This is a genomic window from Kitasatospora sp. NPDC004615, from assembly GCF_042873545.1.
GTDB lineage: Bacteria > Actinomycetota > Actinomycetes > Streptomycetales > Streptomycetaceae > Kitasatospora.
Genome location: NZ_JBIALQ010000001.1, coordinates 1,498,651 through 1,515,349, shown reverse-complemented (window position 1 = coordinate 1,515,349; position 16,699 = coordinate 1,498,651). Strand labels below are relative to the sequence as shown.

Genomic DNA, 16,699 nt, shown 5'->3' with positions numbered 1-16,699 from the left:
GACAGCGGGACGGAAGAGGGGCGATGGAGGACAGCGAACACTTCGGCGCCTGGCTGGGGCGTCAGCTCCGGCGGGTCGGTATGACACAGGCTCAATTCGCCGAAGATCTGGACCTGACGCGGGCGGCGGTGTCGGCATGGGTGACCGGGCGGGCGCAGCCGAGGCCCGACCTCATGCCGAGGATCGCCCAGCTCCTCGGAACGGACCTGGCCACCGTGGTCACCAGGGACACCGACGCGGGTTCGGCCCGCCCGGTCACCTGGCACCACCGACTCGCGCACGCGGATGGTGGGCGCGAGTACGGCAACGCGGCGGCCTTCGCCTTCGACGCGAACCTGGCGGTGTTGGCACGTGAGGCGACCCAGAACAGTATGGACGAACGGTACGACACCGCCCGGCCGGTGCGGGTGCGTTTCACCCTGCACGAGTTGACGGGGGAACACCTCAACAAGTTCCTCACCGCGTTGAAGTGGCACGAACTCGAACCCCACTACGACGTGGCGGCCCGGTCCCGGCAGAAGGTCGGCCGGGTGCTCGCCGAGGGCCTGCGACTGCTGAGGGAGGAGTCCTCGCTGCTGCTGCTGCGGGTCGACGACTACAACGCGTCCGGCCTCACCGGACCCGAGTACGGTGACGGGCGCTTCGCCGCCGTGGTGCGCCGGCAGCTCGACAGCCACAAGCGGGACGACCGGGCGGGCGGGTCGTACGGCCTGGGCAAGGCCACCCTGTGGGCGGCCAGCCGGCTCGGCCTGGTGATGATCAACAGCACCCTCTCGGAGAGTCACGAGGGGCGTACGGCCCGCCGGGTCGTGGGCCGTCTCGACCTGCCGTGGCGGACGGTCGACGGGGTGGCGTACGCCGGCCCGGCGTGGCTGGGCGAACCGGACACGGAGAAGGAGCACGAGGGCGTTTCGCGTTCTTGGTGGGCCGACGCACGGACGACCGCCGACCTGTGGCTGGAACGTGACAGCGACGACCCGGGCACCTCGTTCCTGATCGTCGGCGCGCACGACGCCGCCGGGCACAGCAGCACATTGAAGGAGACGCACGACGCGCTCGTCGAGGCACTCGCCGACAACTTCTGGGCGGCCATGACGGCGGGCAGCTCCACTCCCGCGGTGCTGGAGGCATCGGTACGGGCAATGAAGGACGGGGTCACCGTCTTCGAGGAGCGTCGGGTCGACCCGAAGGAACGCCACCCCGCGCTCACCCGTGCCCTGCGGGCCCATCTGGACGGCGAGACCGTCGCCGAACTCACTGCGGCGGACCAGGTGGTGGCGGCAGACGTGGTGCTCGACGTTCCCGCACTGCGGGCGGCCGGGCGCGGGAGCGGGGTGCGCGAGCACCGGGCGGTGCTGCTGGTGACGCCTGCGGACGACGCGGACACCGACCACAGCCGCATCGTGTGCATGCGCGGTACCCGTATGACGGTGACGACCAGGCGTCCGCGCAACCTCGGACTCGGCGTCGACCCGTTCCAGGCGGTGCTGCTCGCCGGGTTCGCGACCGGGAACGACGACGAGTCGGTCCGGGCGGCCGAGGCATTCCTGCGCGCCGCCGAGCCACCGGAACACGATAGGTGGGGCACCACCGACGAGCTCACCGCGACGTACCTCAACGCACCGCGCCGGCTCACCGAGTTCAACGCGGCCGTCGATGCGGCCCTGCGCGCGGTGGTCGGACGTCGCTCGACCCGGCCGACCGGTGACGGACCCGAGATTCTGCGCGGCCTGCTGCGTCTGGACCTCCCGTCCACCGGCAGTCGACGGGCCGAGGGCTACCCGGTGGTGGACCGGGTGAGCGGCAGGGTGGATGCCTCCGGATCGTGGACCCTCGACGTGACACTCAAGGTCCCGCAGCGGGACGATTCCTGGCAGCTTGTGCCCGTCGCCAAGTTCGACGTCCGCTCCGGGGGCAGGCCCGTGCTCAGGTGGGCCGAACTCACGGCGAACGAGAACTGCCGGGTGCTCGACGGCAGGATCGTCGTGGATCCCGAGGTGCGGTCCGCCAGGTTCTCCGGGACCACCGCAGTCGACAGCCATCCCGTCCCGGCTTCGTTGGCGGGCGTGGTCGTGGACATCCGCCAGGCTCAGGAGGTCCCGGCATGAGCACCGTGTACCCGTACCCGACTCTCGCCGGTCGTATCGACGTCGCCGTGCGCCAGGCCGGCATCGACGGGAAGGCCCTGCCGTTCTCGCTGATCTCCCCACGCGAACAGGTGGTCGCGTTGCACCTGGCCGGACGCGACGACTGGGGGGAGGCCACCCTCGAACTCGAGGTCGGGCTGCCCAACGACGAACTGGCCGACGGCCCCTGGGCCTCGGTCGCCTGCGTGGCCGTTCTGACGGAGGGCGCTACCAACTCCCGCACGGTCGTACGACTGGAACGCCGTCGTGACGACACCCGCTGGCGAGGTGAGGTACGTCTCCGCCGTTCCATGTATGTCGCCCGTGCCGTCCTTCAGATCAGCGTGGTCGGCTCGTACGACGGCATCGACGGGCGGGTCATCGGGACGGGCGACGTGCCGTGGGTGATCGACCTTCTCGCGAGGACCGCGGTTCGGCAGCGCGACATCGAGATCGTGGAGGAGGACTTCCGGGACGGGCCGCAGGAATGGCTGAGGCCGTTCAAGGACGCCCCCTGGCTGGTCGAGACCTCAGGCGAACTGCCCACTGTGCTCCTCAACACCTCGTTCGAGGGGCTGGGGGCGCTGCTCAACGGAGCTCGCGGCCCGTTGGAGAAAGCGGCCGCCGGACTTGTCGCCACCCAGATCGCCGGCGATGCCTGGACAGCGATGTTCCATTCTGCCGTCGGTGACCTGGAGGTCGACGACGACGGCTCCCCGCAGGTGCCGGACGGCTGGAAGGAACCCGTACTGCGAGCGATGCTTCCGGACGTCTTTCCCGGGCTTCCCCTCGCGGACGCTCTCGCTGAGATCCACAGCCGGCGGACCGAAGGACATGGGTGGGCCGAACTTCAGTCCAGGATCCAGTTCGCGGCTTCTCGTCGTGCCCAGACCCCGAAGAACCTGACCACCGCTCTCCGCACGGTGTCCCGGCCCCAGGAAGGTGCAACCCGTTGAACCGGTCCGGTGCCGACGTTCCCGATCGGCTCGCACTGCTGCCCTCGGCAGTGGCATCCAAGTATCTGACCAACGCCGTACGTTCGGGACACGAGCGACTCCCGCAGGTGGCGATCCTGCGGGCCGCCGGCCCGATCGAGGACGGATCGATCCGGTGGACCACCGGGCCACTGAGGGAGATCCTCGACGAGGCGATGTCCCGGTTCGCCGACACACGGACCGAAGCCGACGCCTGGTTGGCGCCGCGCCTGCACGCGACCCTTCGGATGACCCGGGTCGAGGCCGCCCGGCCGGAACTGTGGAACTACCTCGCGCTCGCGGTCGCCCCGGACTACGTCCTGTGGCGTCACCTCGCCACAGGGGATGCCAAGGACGGTACGCCGAAGAAGGTCAACACACCGCGCTTCGCAGGCCCCCACGACAGCCAGGCCTTCGCCCGGCTCTGGTGGGCCGCCGAGATGTTCCGGGACGGGCCCGACTACCGGCCGGTCGAGGTGGCGTGTGGCAACCAGGACATGCTCAACACCGCGCTGCGCCTCGACACGATCGACCACAAGCCGACCGCACTGGCCATGGTGCGGGTCCTGGAAGGCCTGGTCAGGTCCGGTGCGGCCCGGCTGGGTGACCGGGTCAATGCCCTGTGCACCGCAGTGAACTCCGCCGGTAGCACCTTGCTGTACGACGTCCTCGCCCCGGACGAGCTGCCGGACCAGGAGGCGCTGTTCGCGTGGATCGACGACGCGGAAATCGCGCCTCCGGTGCCCTGGGACCGGTTGCCGGACGGGCCGGAGGACGGCACCGCACGGCGTGCCTCGGTGGAACGGCTCACCCTGATGTTCAAGGAACTCGCCGACACGGCACCGCTGCGCGATCGCAGCCGAAAGCACGCAGCGGACAACGCCTGACCCGGCCGCGGAGACCCGATCGGTCGGGTCTCCGCGCCTCAGCTTTCGGTGTCCTCGGTCCCGGCCGGCTCGGAAGGCTGCCAGTTCTCCAGCCATTTCAGCGCTGTCGCGATCTCCTCGGTCCCGAGTCTCAACGCCGCCGCGAGCACGTGCACCCCGAGCCGGGGCGGGATCGCGTTGCCGATCTGCTGTGCCACCGCCCGGCCTGACCACCGGTAGTCGGCGGGAAAGGTCTGCAGCCGGCCCGCCTCTTTCTCGCCGATCCGTCCGTCCGTCTTCGGGTCCGGTTCCTGGCCCGCAGGCACCACACGGTTGCGCGAGACCTTGCCGGTGACGGTGAACGCCGGTTCGTCCGAGGTACGTTGGCCGCGGGCCTTGGGATCGCCGCCCGTGCCGTAGTTGGAGACGATCCTGAACTTGTCCGTCCGGCCGAGTGCCTCGCCCATCGTTATCCAGGGCAGGATCTTGCCGTTCGCAACCGGCCGCTCACCCTTGCGGAAACGCTGGTGTGTCGGGGCGGGCATCTGGACCTGCGGATGCAGGGCGGTGTCCGCCGCCGTGCGCCGGGCGATGAGGATCGCGCGACGGCGGGTCTGCGGTACACCGAACTCCTCGGTGTGCAGTACCTCACACTCCGCCGAGTAGCCGCGCTCCCCGAGGATGCGCCGGTACTCCTGCCACACTGGCAGGACGGCCGGGACCTGTTCCAGCACGATCACCTCGTACGGGCGGCCGGCCTTCAGGGCGTCCAGGATCCAGCGCAGCGGTTCGAGTACCAGGCCGGTTCGCGGGTCCTTCTGCGAGTCGAGCTCCGCCCGGACGTTCTCGCCGCGGGCCATCCGACGGGCATAGGCGATCACCTGGTCCAGAGCGCGGCGCCCGGCACCGCTGCCCGCGACAGTGAAGGTCTGACACGGCGGGCCGCCGACCAGGATCCTGGCATTCGGGAAGTCGCCGGGGCCGAACTTCCGGACGTCGCCCTGCCGGGTCTTCAGACCATTGGCCAGGCGTGTGGCGCACGCGTCGTCGTCCCACTCGATGCCGGTCACCGTGCGGCTCAGGGCCTGCGCGGCCATGTCGAGCCCGCCCGGTCCTGCGAACAGGTCGACGATCTCGGAGCGATCCTGGTCGGGATCCATTTCGGCCACCGGGTCGCCGGCTGCCCCGGAAAGAAGGGTGTCGAGGGGGGCTTCGGCGACGGAGTGCATGGGGGAGATCCTAGCCGCCCAGCGCAGTAGCGATGGCGTGGCCCACGGCTGTGGCCAGCGGAGGTGGCATCGCGTGCCCGACCTGTCGATAGGCAGGTGTCTTCCGACCATGGATGACCCAGTCCTCCGGGATGGCCTGAATCGCAGCGGCCTGGCGAACGTTGAGTCGGGGGACCCCGTCGAACGGGAAGTCGACGGCAGGATAGTCGTCGGCGATGCCATTGCCGTCGACCCCGAGGGCCGCCCAAGCCCGCTTGCTGCCTGTCGGGCCGAGGTCCGGGCCACCTCGGCGGTCGGATCCCCCGACCAGCGCGGGCGCGGGACGGTCGGCCTGTTCGGCCCACCGTCGCGCACCCGGCCATCCATGGGTCGCCATCGACTCGCCGAGGGCCTCGCCGACGGTGACGGCGGGCCCGGCTCCGGGCTCGGGCCAGACGAAGTCGCCCCGACAGTTGTCGGCCAGGGCGACCAGGAAACCGCTCCGACGGTTCTGCGGAACGCCGTGGTCCGCCGCGTTCAGCACCTGCCAGTGGGGCCGGTAGCCGGCATGTGTCAGCTCCTCCTCGATCCATGACCGGTCGTCGGCGAACTCGTCCTTCTCGACCAGGTCGGGCAGGTTCTCCAACAACAGCGCCCGCGGCCGGACGGCAGTCAGCAGTAGGACGGAGGCCTTCAGCAACCTGCGCTCGCTCTCGTCCTCGGCCCGGCGGACCGCTGCCGTCGATCTGATCCGGGGCAGGCCGCCGCTGAGCAGATCCACGTCGTAAACCATTGGATGATCGACCGGATCGAAATCGATCAAATCCTCGCAGAGCACCTGCCAGCCCGGCCGATTACGGCGGATCGTCTCGCACGCATGCGGCTTGCTGTCGATCAACATCACCGGGTCGAAGCCGGCTCGTTCCAGCCCGAGCGCCTGTGCGCCCGCGCCGGAACAGATCTCCAGCGATGTGAAGCGCCGGGGACTCAAACTTCCACCTCCGTGGCCGACTTGGACACCGTTGCCTTGTGCGCGTCGCAACTGTCTGTCGTCAGACTAGATCGTTCCGGCAGAGAAAGGGGTCACGTTTGTATCGGGGGCCGGTGCCTGAGGCCCCGGCGGGCGACGACCAGGTCGTGGACGGTGCGGGCCACTTCTTCGGGGGGTTGGTGTTCCCAGAAGCGGAGGACGGTCCAGCCTTCGGCGGTGAGGTGGGCGGTGGTTTCGTGGTCGCGGGAGATGTTGCGGTCGAGTTTGGTGCGCCACCACTCGGCGTTGGCCTTGGGGCTGGTGGCGTGTTCGGGGCAGCCGTGCCAGAAGCAGCCGTCCAGGAAGACCGCGACGCGCGGGCCGAGGAACAGGATGTCGACGGTGCGGCGCGGCATGCCGGGGACCCGGGCGTTGACCCGGTAGCGCAGGCCCGAGGCGTACAGCAGGCGTCGGACCGCGAGTTCCTGGGCGGTGTCCCGGGAGGACTGCCGGCTCATCCGGGCGGCGACGGACGGCGAGGACGCGGTGGGCGACATACCGCCAGTATCCGCCGGCCCGCCGGCAGGCGTCAGGCGGCGCTGATCGGGTGGACGTCGGCGCCGACGGCGGTGGTGGTGAGGAGGCGGCGGAGGGCGTGTTCGGTGGTGGGGTCGGCCGGGGTGATGGTGAACAGCAGGTGGTCGGCGGCCGGTCCGGTGGAGAGGATGTCGTAGCGCAGCCGGAGTTCGCCGGCTGCCGGGTGGCGGACGCGTTTGCTGCCGGCGGAGCGTTCGAGGACGGTGTGGTCGTTCCACCAGGTGTCGAACTCGCGGCTGTGGGAGCGCAGTTCGGCGACCAGTGCGGCCGTGCGGGGATCGCCCGGGTGGCGGGCGTGGCCGGCCCGGAGGTGGCCGACGGTTTCGCGGGCGACTCGCGACCAGTCGAGCTGGCTGGTGCGCGCGGCCGGGTCGAGGAACAGCATGCGCGCCGTGTTGTCGGCCCGGCCGGTGCCGAACCCGGTTCCGAACAGGGCCCGCGCCGCCGCGTTGTGGGCCAGGACGTCGAGCCGGTGGTCGGTCAGGTAGGCGGGGAACAGTGGTATGCCGTCGAGGAGTTGGAGCAGCGAGGGTCGCACCCGGTCGGTCCGCGCCGGGGCGGAGGGTGCGGGTTCGCGGCGGGCGAGCAGGTGCAGGTGGCGGCTCTCGTCCGGGGCCAGGCGCAGGGCGTCGGCGAGCGCGTGCAGGACGGCTGCGCCCGGGGTGCCGACCCGCCCCTGCTCCAGGCGGACGTACCACTCGACGCTGACGGCGGCCAACTGGGCGACCTCCTGGCGGCGCAGCCCCGGGGTGCGGCGGCGCGGCCCGCGCGGGAGGCCGACGTCCTCGGGCTGCAGGCGGGTGCGCTTGGCGCGCAGGAAGGCGGCCAGTTCGGCCTGCTGGGGCGCTCGTTGGGGCGTGCCGGTCATGGTGTCGATGATGCGCACGGGCGGCCGTCCAGCGCGGATCCTGGTACGCCGGATGACACCATCCGGCGTGGCTCCCCAAGTGCGTTGGAGCGGACGAGGGTTGGGGCATCGACACCGACCAGGGAGATGCCTCGTGCCACGCCTGCCTCGCACCACTGCTCTGCTGCTGAGCTCCGCCGCCGCCCTGGCGCTTCTCGGGGCCGCCGATTCGAGCGCCCAAGTCCGGGTAACCGTCCGCGACTTCGGTCGGGTCTCGGTGCGCTCGGGGATCCCGGTCGATGCCGGGCGGTTCACCGTCACCAGCCCGGACTTGGTGAACGGCAGGTTCCCGCAGGCGAATTGGGCGAACTCGTTCGGCTGCGACGGCGGCAACCGACCGCCGCGACTGGAGTGGCGCGGCGCGCCCGCCGGCACCCGCAGCTTCGCCGTCACCATGTTCGACCTGGACGCCCCGACCGGCTCCGGCTTCTGGCACTGGCTGAGCTGGGACCTGCCCGCCACCGCCACCGCGCTCGGCGAGACCCTGCCGCCCGGCGCGGTCTCCGGCACCGAAGACGCCGGTCAGCCAGGCTACTTGGGTCCGTGCCCGCCGGCCGGCGACCGCCCGCACCGCTACCGGATCACCGTCTACGCACTGGACACGCCGAGCCTGGCGCTGCCGGCCGCGACCCCGCCGGCCGTTACCGCGTTCACGTTGGGCGGTCACGTGCTGGCCTCCGGGCAGACCACGGCGGTGGCGGCGCGGTAGGTGCCTGCAACGGGCCCGGCCCGCAGACGAGTTGGGTGCCTGCGAGCCGGGCCTTCGTGAACTGGTGGGCGGGGGAGGTCAGTTCATGGAAATCAGGTGCAGGCCGCCGTCCGATTCCAGGACCGTGCCGGTGAGGTTGCGGTTGGTGGCGGCCAGGGCGACCGCCTCCGCGACGTCCTCCGGGTCGGCGACCCGGCGGACCGGCAACTGGCCTGCGGCGTGGGCGAAGTAGGCCTCCCGCGCCTCCTGCGGCATGCCGTCCCACCACGGGGTGGCGACCAGGCCGGGGGAGACCGCGTTGACCCGGCGCGGGGCGAGTTCGACGGCGAGCGGCTTGATCATCGACTCCAGCGCGCCGTTCACCGCCGCGAGTCCGGCCGTGCCGGGCAGGGCCGTCCGGGCCGAGATCGCGGTGACCAGGGTGATCGACCCGTCCTCGGTCAGGTGCGGCAGAGCGGCCTGGACGGTCGTCAACTGCCCCCAGAACTTGGCCTCGAAGGCGCTGCGCAGCCCGGTCAGGTCGAGCTCGGCGAACGGGCCCGCCCCCTCGGCGCCGCTGAGTGCGACCACCAGCCAGTCCAACGACCCCACGGTGCGCAGGACTTCGGCGATCTGCTCGCGGTCGCCGCCGTCCGCCCGGTGGCCGACCAGCTCCGGGTCGCTCACCGCGAGTGCTTCCAGACGCTCCTTGCTGCGACCCACCACGTGGACCGCAGCGCCCTGCGCGTGCAGCCGGCGCGCGGTGGCCAGCCCGATGCCCGAGGTGCCGCCGACCACCAGTGCAGTGCGCTCACTCATCTGTGCCATCTCCCCTGTGCCTGTCGGTGGAAGCGGGCCGAACCCGGCCGCTCCTGACGATCCGTCGGCCCGCTATTTCGAACCGCGACGTCTCGTCTCGAATTACGGTAGCGTGCTGCCCGTGATCGAGCAAGCGAAATCCACCCTCGGTGGTACAACTGACGAAGCATCAACGGCCATGCCGGGACCGCCCGTCCGGCCCGGCCGCCGCCGCAGCGAGGAGAGCCGCCAGGCCATCCTCGGCTCCGCGCTCGACCTGCTCGACGAGGTCGGCTACGCCCGCCTCACCGTCGAAGGCATCGCCGCCCGCGCCGGCACCGGCAAGCAGACCGTCTACCGCTGGTGGCCCGGCAAGGCGGACGTCCTGCTCGAAGCCGTCACCGCCCACGCCCGGCAGCACATCCCCCTGCCCGACACCGGCGACCACGCCGCCGACCTGCGCACCTTCCTCGCCGCCACGTTCGCCGCCGCCACCCCGCGCACCGCCGACGCACTGCGCGCGCTGATGGCCGAGGCACAGATCGACCCAGCCTTCGGCGAACGCTTCCGCGAAACCCTGCTGCGCCCACGCCGCGAAGCCCTCGGCACCCTCGTCGAACGCGCCCGCACCGCTAGCCTGCTCGCCCCCCACCTCACCACCGCCACCGCCGTCGACCTCGCGTTCGGTGCCCTCTGGTACCGGCTGCTGGGCAACAGCGGGCCACTCGACGACGAACTCGCCGAACTCCTGACCCGGACGCTGCTGCGCTGAGGCAGCCTTCGCCGCCACCCCGCCTTCGCCGCCACCCCGCCCGGAGGGCCGCCGACCTGCTGGCCGACCATGGCGACGTGCCCACTGAACCGCCCATACCCTCCGCGACCCCGTCCCGGCTGCGCCGCCTCACCCGCGGCGCGTTCGCCGACCTGACGCCGCTGCGCCACAGCCCCGACTACCGGCGGCTGTGGTTCGGACAGTCGGTCTCCGCGATCGGCCAGCAGATGACCGCCGTCGCCGTCTCCGTCCAGGTCTACGACCTCACCGGCTCCACCTTCGCCACCGGCCTGGTCGGACTCTGCTCACTGCTCCCGCTGATCGTCTTCGGCCTGTACGGCGGCGCCATCGCCGACCGGGTCGACCGCCGCCGCCTCGGCCTGATCGGCTCCGGCGGACTCGCCGCCGTCTCCGCCCTGCTCGCCGCCCAGGCCCTGCTCCACCTCGGCGTCGTCGCCCTGCTCTACGCGGCCGTCGCCCTCCAGGCCGGCTTCTTCGCCATCAGCTCGCCCGCCCGGTCCTCGATGATCCCGCGACTCGTCCCCCGCGAGCAGCTCACCGCCGCCAACGCCCTCAACACCATCGGCATGAACCTCGGCCAGACCGTCGGCCCCATGCTCGGCGGCGTCGCCATCGCCGCGTACGGCGCCCAGGCCGCGTACCTGGTCGACACCGTAGCCTTCACCGCCACCCTCTACGCGATGTGGCGGCTGCCCACGATGCGACCACAGGCTGCGAACGGCAAACGCGCCACCGTCCTCGACGGCCTGCGCTTCCTGCGTCAGCAACCCAACCTGCGGACCTCCTTCCTCGCCGACCTCGCCGCGATGATCTTCGGCCTCCCGCGCGCCCTCTTCCCCGCCATCGCTGTCGCCTTCTACGGCGGCGGCCCCGGCACCGTCGGCCTGCTGGTCGCCGCCCCCGCCGTCGGCGCCCTGGCCGGTGGACTCTTCTCCGGCTGGATCGGCCGCATCCACCGGCACGGCGCCGCGGTCCTCGCCGCCGTCGCCGCGTGGGGCCTCGCCATCGCCGCCTTCGGACTCGTCCACAACCTGCCGCTCGGCCTGCTGCTGCTCGCGGCGGCCGGCTGCGCCGACACCATCTCGATGATCTTCCGCAACACGATGATGCAGGTCGCCGCCCCCGACGAGATGCGCGGCCGCCTCCAAGGCATCTTCATCGTGGTGGTGGCCGGCGGCCCCCGCCTCGGCGACTTCGAATCCGGCACCGTCGCCAGCCTCACCACCCCCACCCTCTCCATCCTCACCGGCGGCCTCGCCTGCATCGCCGCCGTCCTCCTCCTCGCCACCCGCCGCCCCGCCTTCCTCCGCTACGACGCCCGCCACCCCACCCCCTGACCCCGCCCCCCGCCACACCCCCCGAAACCTGGCAGCGAGCACCCCCCGACGTGCTGTATTGTTTTCCACGTCGCCGGGAAACACCGGAGACAAGGTCAGAAAGCCAAGAAGCCCACCGGGCAACGCGGCAGACGACCACGGGACGTGGCGCAGCTTGGTAGCGCACTTGACTGGGGGTCAAGGGGTCGCAGGTTCAAATCCTGTCGTCCCGACCGCGAGTTTTCGCAGGTCGGAGGCCGTTTCCACTGAGAAGTGGGAGCGGCCTTTTTCGTGTTCTCCAGGGCTTGTGAGTGCATTGTGAGATCCGAGGCGCTCGGTCGTGTCGACCGGTTGGGTTGATTGCCGGTCAGGCTGCCTTCCGCAGGTTGTTCTCGGTGATGGTGAGCTGGTTGTGGGCGCGGGGGATGTGTGTGCCTGGTGTGATCGCTCCGGTTGGTGTGTCGAGGGTGGCGGTGGTGAGGGCTTCGTCGATGGCGTTGACGGCTCGGCGGGCGGCGTCGGTGGTGAGGTGGCCGTGGATGTTCGCGGTGGTGGGCAGGGTGGAGTGCCGCAGGGTCTTGGAGACGATGGGGCGGGGGACGCCGCTGGTGATGGAGACGGTGGCGGCGAGGTGGCGCAGGTCGTGGATGGTGGTGCGGGGGAGGCCGAACTCGCGGCTGAGGTAGTGGAAGTGGTTGAGGACGTATTCGGGGTGGAGGGGCGTGCCGTCGGGGTGGTGGAAGACGTAGCCGCCGCGGTTCGCGCGTGTGAGGGTCGGGCCTTTGTCGCCGGCGCGGTTGCGTAGGGCTTGGGCGACGCGTGGTGAGATGGCGACCCGGCCCTTGCTGCTGCGGGTTTTGGGCGTGGTGAGGACGATCTTGTTGTTGTCGATGGCCGAGAGCGTGTACTGGATGTAGAGGACGCGTTCGGGGAGGTGGACGTCGGTCCAGTGGAGGCCGAGGGCTTCGCCTTTGCTGATGTCGGTGCCGATGAGGACTTCGATGAGGTCGGCGAAGGCCGGGTCTGTGATGCGGCAGTGGTGGAGGAAGCGGGTGGCGTCCTGCACGGTCCAGATCTGTCGTTCGGCCGCGGCGGGGCGGGGGATGACGGTGGGCCGGGCCGGGTTGTAGGGGGATCCGGTGGTGGCGGACTGCTTCGCCGAGGGCGCTGGAGAGCGTGGCGAGGATGTGGTGGACGGTCACCCTGCCGCGTCCGTCGGCGAGTTGGGCGTGGGTGAAGGCGGCGATGTGGGAGTACTGGAGGTCGTCAAGTCTCACCTGGCCCAGGGCTGGGATGAGGTCTTGGGTGACGTAGTCGCGGTAGCGGACGTAGGTGGTGGGCTTGAGGGTGAGCTTCTTGTCCCCGAGCCAGCCGGTGAGGTAGTCGGCGACGGTCTGGTTGGGGTCGGCGGTGAAGCCGGCGGCCTCGCTTTCGATCATCCGGTGCAGGGCCGCCCGGGCTTCGTCGACGGTGGGGTAGCCGCCGCGGCGGATGACGAGGCGGTGCTTGGTGGGGGAGGGCAGGTCGAGGGCGAAGGTCCAGGTGCCGTGATCGGGGTCGGTGGCGAGCTTGGGGCAGTGGGCTCCGAGTTGCTTGCCGTTCTGGTCGCGGCAGCCGCACCGGCGGTAGACGTGTCCGCCGTGGGCTGCGGAGCGCATGGTGATCGCGTCCGGTTCTTTTTGAGATATAAATTGTCATGCCCATGATCTCCTCTTGCGTGTGAAAGTCGAGAGTGCGGGATCACTTCGCGCTCAGGGGAGGGTGAAGATGCTTTCTGACCTGCGCCGATCCCTTGTCGTGGCGACAAGTGCTCGGAGAGCGCCGGTGGTGACCTCGGCATTGAGCGATGTCGTCCCGGCGCAGGGCCAGGGCCTCGCCCTTGCGCTTGCCGGTGCCGATCACCGGCTCAGCGGGGTCGGCATACAGAGGGCCGACGAGATGGGTGAAGCGCAGAAAGCGAGCCGCCTGCTCCTCGGTCCACAGATGCCGCTCGGCCGCCGCGGGCCGGGGCATGAGCGGGGGCTTCGTGGGGTTGCGGGTCGGACGCTCGGTGTCGATGTGCTCGGGGGCCGGGACGAGGGGCGGTCCGCTGCGCTCGGGTGAGGCTTCATCGGGATGTCATCGGGTGCTGCCACGGTCGACGGGTGACCTCGGTCGACCGGGTGCCGCGCCGGAGCGTGGACGGGTGGGCCAACTGCTTTGGGAGGATTGACATGCGAGCACGAAGGATTGTGGCCGCGGCGGCCGGACTCTTGCTGACCGTCGGGCTCACGGCGGCACAGGGGGCCACGGCACAGGCTGCCGCCACACGCGTGACCGCTCCGTGCGACGGCACCTACACGATCGTCGTCGGGGGCACCGGCAGCTCGTGGAACAACGATGGTTTCACCGGCAATATCCAGCAGCACGTCGGCTATCCCACCCAGATCCCCAACGGCGCGAGCACCCGGGCGGGCGTCAACGAGCTGAACCGGCTGGTCCGTGACCAGCGCGCCGCCTGTCCGGACCAGCACGTCAAGATGGCCGGGTACTCCCTGGGGGCCGGCGTGGTGCACGTCTGGGTCACCGAGAACTGGCAGACCTTCGGCAACGTCAACGCCATCCTCATCTCGGACCCCAAGCGTCAGGGCCCGCCCGGAGCCAACGGCGGGGCGGTGCCGTTCGGCGGCGTCATCGGCGCCCCGCTCGCCGGCGCCGACAAGTTCTTCGGCAACATCCCCGTCAAGACGATCTGCCACTGGGACTACGTCTGCGACGAGTCCGCCGGCATCTGGACCTACCCGTACAACCACATCCACAACTACCCCGAAGACTTCAACATGGACCACCACAACGACAGTGCCAACGAGGTTTGGTACAACGGCGCCTGGTACCCCGCGTAACCACGGGGCGCCCGCTTCATCGGGTTGTCATCGACCCTCCCTAGTCTGGCCGCGTTCAGTCAAGTGCCCGGACCGACAGGGGAAGGACGGCCGATGGCACGCAGGAGAGTCAAGGGAAGGCTGCCGATCGCGGTCATGGCCGCGATGGCACTGATGAGCACGATGGCGGCGGTCGGGGCACCGGCCGCCGCCGCACCGGGGCCGGACAAGCCGACGATCCGGTACACCGAGTACGGGATCCCGCACATCATCGCCTCGACCCTCGGAGGGATCGGGGAGGGCTACGGGTATGCCGCGGCCAAGGACAACATCTGCACCCTGGCCGACACCTACCTGATGGTGAACGCCCAGCGGTCCCGCTACCTGGGGCCGGACGGCAGGACGAGCCCCGGCCAGAACCAGAACACCACCACCAACCTCAACAGCGACTTCTACTTCCAGCGGATCAACGACAACCGGGTGGTGGAGCGGCAGCTCGAACAGCCCGCCCCCAACGGGCCGGAACCGGAGGTCAAGGAGGCCATCAGCGGCTACGTCCGGGGGTACAACCGCTACCTGGCCGAGACCGGCGTGGACAACATCTCCGACCCGGCATGCCGAGGCAAGGCCTGGGTGTGGCCGATCACCGAGCTGGACGTCTACCGGCACGCCCACGCCGAGATCATCATGGGCGTCGCCGATCCGCTGCTGGAGGGCGAGGTGAACGCCGCACCCCCTGGAGCCTCGGCCTCGGCAGCCCCCGCCGCCCCGGCCGTGTCGCCGGAGGAGACCGCGGCGAAGATCAGCGAGGCGATCGCCGCCAGCCATCAGCAGGGCGCCATGGGCAGCAACGCCCTGGCGGTCGGTTCGCAGGGCATGTCCGCGGGCAGCGGCACCAGCATGCTGCTGGCCAACCCGCACTTCCCGTGGCAGGGCAAGAACCGGATGTGGCAGAGCCAGCTGACCATCCCGGGCAAGTTCAACGTCTCGGGGGCCAGCCTGCTCGGCCTCCCCGCGGTGAACATCGGCCACACCGACGACGTCGCCTGGAGCCACACCGTCGCCACGGTGGCCCCGTTCGGGCTGTTCGACGTGCAGGTGGACCCGCTGCACCCCACCAACTACCTGGTGGACGGCGCCTGGACGCCGATGACCTCGCAGCAGGTCGGCGTCGACGTGCTGAACCCGGACGGCTCCCTCGGCAGGGTCACCAGGACACTGTGGTCCACCCGCTACGGCCCGATCACCACCTCGATGCAGGGTTACCCGCTGCCCTGGGTGGTGAGCGCCCACGCGGTGCGCGACGCGAACATGGACAACCTGCGGGCCCTGAACACCTGGTTCCGTCTGGACCAGGCCAAGGACGTCAACGACGTGGTGAACGCCCTGGAGACGACGGAGGGCGTGCCCTTCTTCAACACCGTCGCCACCGACCGCAAGGGCAACGCGCTGTACGCGGACATCCAGGCCGCCCCGAACATCACCGACGAGCACGCCCAGTCGTGCCTCACCCTGACCGGCCAGGCGCTGTTCAACCAGGTACTGCGGCTGCCCAACGTGCCGCCGATCTCCATCTTCGACGGCAAGCGCAGCGAGTGCGACTGGCCGAACGACCCGAACGCCGTCGCGCCGGGCCTGCTGGACCCGCACAAGCAGCCGCGACTGATCCGGTCCGACTTCGTGGGCAACGCCAACGACAGTGCCTGGCTGGCCAATCCGGACCAGCCGCTGTCCTACCCCCGGGTGATGGGCGACAGCGGGACGGCCCGCACGCTGCGCACCCAGGAGCTGATCCTGACCGCGCGGAACCGGATCGACGGCAACGACGGCCTGCCGGGACGGGGCTTCACCCCGGAGAACATGCGGCAGCTGCTGTTCTCCGACAACAGCCGGGCCGCCGACCTGGCCCTCAATGCCACGGTGAGTGCCTGCCAGGGCGCCCCGTTCGGGCTGGTCCTGGTGGACGGCAACCTGGTCAACATCAGCGAGGCCTGCCCGATCCTGGCCGCCTGGAACCACAAGTACGGTACGGACAGCCGGGGTTCCCTGCTGTTCGAGAACTTCTGGTACTTCCTGGGCAATGGGCAGGCGATCGAGAAACTGCCGTGGCGGGTCCCGTTCGACCCCAAGGACCCGGTACACACGCCGAATTCGCTGGACGCCGGGAACGACGCCGTCCGCAACTCGCTCGCCCGGGCCGTCCTCGCGCTGCGCAACGCGGGCATCCCGCTGAACGCACCGCTGTCGGACACCCAGAAGATCACCCGCAACGGTGAGCAGATCCCGATCCACGGGGCGATCCACGAACTGGGCGTGCTGAACGTGGTCACCTTCGGCACGGTCGACGGCAAGCTGGACGTCACCTTCGGCTCCAGCTTCATCCAGCAGACGAGCTTCACCGCGGACGGCCCGCCGCAGTCCGCCTCGCTGCTGGCCTACTCCCAGTCGGCCAACCCGAACTCGCCGCACTACGCGGACCAGACCAAGTTGTTCTCGGCCGGCCAGTGGGTGACCGAACGGTACACGGAGGACCAGATCGCGGCCTCACCGGCCCTGGAGATCAAGGTGCTGGACTGATGTTCCGCGCCGCGCGAG

General features: G+C 70.4%; 15 protein-coding genes, 1 tRNA gene and 1 pseudogene. 9 read left to right on the top strand and 8 right to left on the bottom strand.

The features are described 5' to 3' along the window. The first annotated feature begins 23 nt into the window (after positions 1–23). The 3 genes from ACFYS8_RS06695 to ACFYS8_RS06685 are packed head-to-tail and all read left to right on the top strand — an operon-like array spanning position 24 to position 3,987. Positions 24–2,108: a helix-turn-helix transcriptional regulator gene (locus ACFYS8_RS06695; protein WP_387636632.1), complete on the top strand. Its 2,085-nt coding sequence runs from the start codon at positions 24–26 to the stop codon at positions 2,106–2,108. Then, positions 2,105–3,082, top strand: coding sequence for a hypothetical protein (locus tag ACFYS8_RS06690; protein WP_387636630.1), 978 nt, complete (start codon positions 2,105–2,107; stop codon positions 3,080–3,082). Before ACFYS8_RS06695 ends, ACFYS8_RS06690 begins: the two co-directional genes overlap by 4 nt. A 50-nt stretch (positions 3,083–3,132) precedes the next feature. Next, complete coding sequence (locus ACFYS8_RS06685) at positions 3,133–3,987, top strand: DUF6339 family protein (RefSeq protein WP_387636627.1); 855 nt, start codon at positions 3,133–3,135, stop codon at positions 3,985–3,987. Positions 3,988–4,025: 38 nt separating this feature from the next. Here the strand turns inward: ACFYS8_RS06685 and ACFYS8_RS06680 are convergent, their stop codons facing one another. The 4 genes from ACFYS8_RS06680 to ACFYS8_RS06665 all read right to left on the bottom strand — a co-directional run bounded on the left by ACFYS8_RS06680 (position 4,026) and on the right by ACFYS8_RS06665 (position 7,609). After that, positions 4,026–5,195 carry a DNA cytosine methyltransferase gene (locus tag ACFYS8_RS06680; protein ID WP_387636625.1) on the bottom strand — a complete coding sequence of 390 codons (1,170 nt, stop codon included), beginning with the start codon at positions 5,193–5,195 and terminating at the stop codon, positions 4,026–4,028. A 10-nt stretch (positions 5,196–5,205) separates the two neighbouring features. After that, positions 5,206–6,165: a DNA cytosine methyltransferase gene (locus ACFYS8_RS06675; RefSeq protein ID WP_387636622.1), complete on the bottom strand. Its 960-nt coding sequence runs from the start codon at positions 6,163–6,165 to the stop codon at positions 5,206–5,208. A 92-nt stretch (positions 6,166–6,257) separates the two neighbouring features. Next, positions 6,258–6,701, bottom strand: coding sequence for a very short patch repair endonuclease (locus ACFYS8_RS06670; protein ID WP_387636619.1), 444 nt, complete (start codon positions 6,699–6,701; stop codon positions 6,258–6,260). Between the two features lie 32 nt (positions 6,702–6,733). Beyond that, on the bottom strand, positions 6,734–7,609 hold the full coding sequence (locus tag ACFYS8_RS06665) for a helix-turn-helix domain-containing protein (protein WP_387636617.1): 876 nt from the start codon (positions 7,607–7,609) through the stop codon (positions 6,734–6,736). A gap of 133 nt (positions 7,610–7,742) precedes the next feature. Here ACFYS8_RS06665 and ACFYS8_RS06660 point away from each other — a divergent pair, with 133 nt between their 5' ends. Beyond that, the gene (locus tag ACFYS8_RS06660; RefSeq protein WP_387636614.1) at positions 7,743–8,357 is read left to right on the top strand and encodes a YbhB/YbcL family Raf kinase inhibitor-like protein; all 615 of its coding nucleotides are present in this window, start codon (positions 7,743–7,745) and stop codon (positions 8,355–8,357) included. A 78-nt stretch (positions 8,358–8,435) separates the two neighbouring features. On the opposite strand, the gene ACFYS8_RS06655 is transcribed toward ACFYS8_RS06660, so the two are convergent. Next, positions 8,436–9,155: an SDR family oxidoreductase gene (locus ACFYS8_RS06655; RefSeq protein ID WP_387636611.1), complete on the bottom strand. Its 720-nt coding sequence runs from the start codon at positions 9,153–9,155 to the stop codon at positions 8,436–8,438. Between the two features lie 178 nt (positions 9,156–9,333). On the opposite strand from ACFYS8_RS06655, the gene ACFYS8_RS06650 reads away from it, so the two are divergent. The 3 genes from ACFYS8_RS06650 (at position 9,334) to ACFYS8_RS06640 (ending at position 11,476) form a co-directional block, all read left to right on the top strand. Then, positions 9,334–9,906 carry a TetR/AcrR family transcriptional regulator gene (locus tag ACFYS8_RS06650; RefSeq protein WP_387636609.1) on the top strand — a complete coding sequence of 191 codons (573 nt, stop codon included), beginning with the start codon at positions 9,334–9,336 and terminating at the stop codon, positions 9,904–9,906. Positions 9,907–10,001: 95 nt separating this feature from the next. After that, positions 10,002–11,264 carry an MFS transporter gene (locus ACFYS8_RS06645; RefSeq protein WP_387636883.1) on the top strand — a complete coding sequence of 421 codons (1,263 nt, stop codon included), beginning with the start codon at positions 10,002–10,004 and terminating at the stop codon, positions 11,262–11,264. 138 nt (positions 11,265–11,402) lie between these two features. Then, a tRNA-Pro gene (locus tag ACFYS8_RS06640) sits at positions 11,403–11,476 on the top strand. A 134-nt stretch (positions 11,477–11,610) separates the two neighbouring features. On the opposite strand, the gene ACFYS8_RS06635 is transcribed toward ACFYS8_RS06640, so the two are convergent. The 3 genes and pseudogenes from ACFYS8_RS06635 to ACFYS8_RS06625 all read right to left on the bottom strand — a co-directional run bounded on the left by ACFYS8_RS06635 (position 11,611) and on the right by ACFYS8_RS06625 (position 13,256). Next, positions 11,611–12,309: a site-specific integrase gene (locus ACFYS8_RS06635; RefSeq protein WP_387636606.1), complete on the bottom strand. Its 699-nt coding sequence runs from the start codon at positions 12,307–12,309 to the stop codon at positions 11,611–11,613. Between the two features lie 229 nt (positions 12,310–12,538). Beyond that, positions 12,539–12,682, bottom strand: a pseudogene (locus ACFYS8_RS06630) (hypothetical protein); the annotation flags it as partial. Positions 12,683–12,983: 301 nt separating this feature from the next. Continuing rightward, positions 12,984–13,256 (bottom strand): hypothetical protein, encoded by a 273-nt coding sequence (locus ACFYS8_RS06625; protein WP_387636603.1) that lies wholly within the window; start codon positions 13,254–13,256, stop codon positions 12,984–12,986. Positions 13,257–13,456: 200 nt separating this feature from the next. Between ACFYS8_RS06625 and ACFYS8_RS06620 the strand changes: the two genes are divergently transcribed. Beyond that, complete coding sequence (locus ACFYS8_RS06620; protein WP_387636880.1) at positions 13,457–14,125, top strand: cutinase family protein; 669 nt, start codon at positions 13,457–13,459, stop codon at positions 14,123–14,125. 93 nt (positions 14,126–14,218) lie between these two features. Next, positions 14,219–16,681 carry a penicillin acylase family protein gene (locus ACFYS8_RS06615; protein WP_387636601.1) on the top strand — a complete coding sequence of 821 codons (2,463 nt, stop codon included), beginning with the start codon at positions 14,219–14,221 and terminating at the stop codon, positions 16,679–16,681. The last annotated feature ends 18 nt before the right edge of the window (positions 16,682–16,699 follow it).

Bases quoted from the DNA above. Each gene is read 5' to 3' on its own strand.
- ACFYS8_RS06690 (WP_387636630.1), top strand. From the start codon at position 2,105: ATGAGCACCGTGTACCCGTACCCGACTCTCGCCGGTCGTATCGACGTC.
- ACFYS8_RS06650 (WP_387636609.1), top strand. From the start codon at position 9,334: ATGCCGGGACCGCCCGTCCGGCCCGGCCGCCGCCGCAGCGAGGAGAGC.
- ACFYS8_RS06620 (WP_387636880.1), top strand. From the start codon at position 13,457: ATGCGAGCACGAAGGATTGTGGCCGCGGCGGCCGGACTCTTGCTGACC.
- ACFYS8_RS06665 (WP_387636617.1), bottom strand. From the start codon at position 7,609: ATGACCGGCACGCCCCAACGAGCGCCCCAGCAGGCCGAACTGGCCGCC.
- ACFYS8_RS06670 (WP_387636619.1), bottom strand. From the start codon at position 6,701: ATGTCGCCCACCGCGTCCTCGCCGTCCGTCGCCGCCCGGATGAGCCGG.
- ACFYS8_RS06615 (WP_387636601.1), top strand. From the start codon at position 14,219: ATGGCACGCAGGAGAGTCAAGGGAAGGCTGCCGATCGCGGTCATGGCC.
- ACFYS8_RS06655 (WP_387636611.1), bottom strand. From the start codon at position 9,155: ATGAGTGAGCGCACTGCACTGGTGGTCGGCGGCACCTCGGGCATCGGG.
- ACFYS8_RS06625 (WP_387636603.1), bottom strand. From the start codon at position 13,256: ATGCCCCGGCCCGCGGCGGCCGAGCGGCATCTGTGGACCGAGGAGCAG.
- ACFYS8_RS06695 (WP_387636632.1), top strand. From the start codon at position 24: ATGGAGGACAGCGAACACTTCGGCGCCTGGCTGGGGCGTCAGCTCCGG.
- ACFYS8_RS06680 (WP_387636625.1), bottom strand. From the start codon at position 5,195: ATGCACTCCGTCGCCGAAGCCCCCCTCGACACCCTTCTTTCCGGGGCA.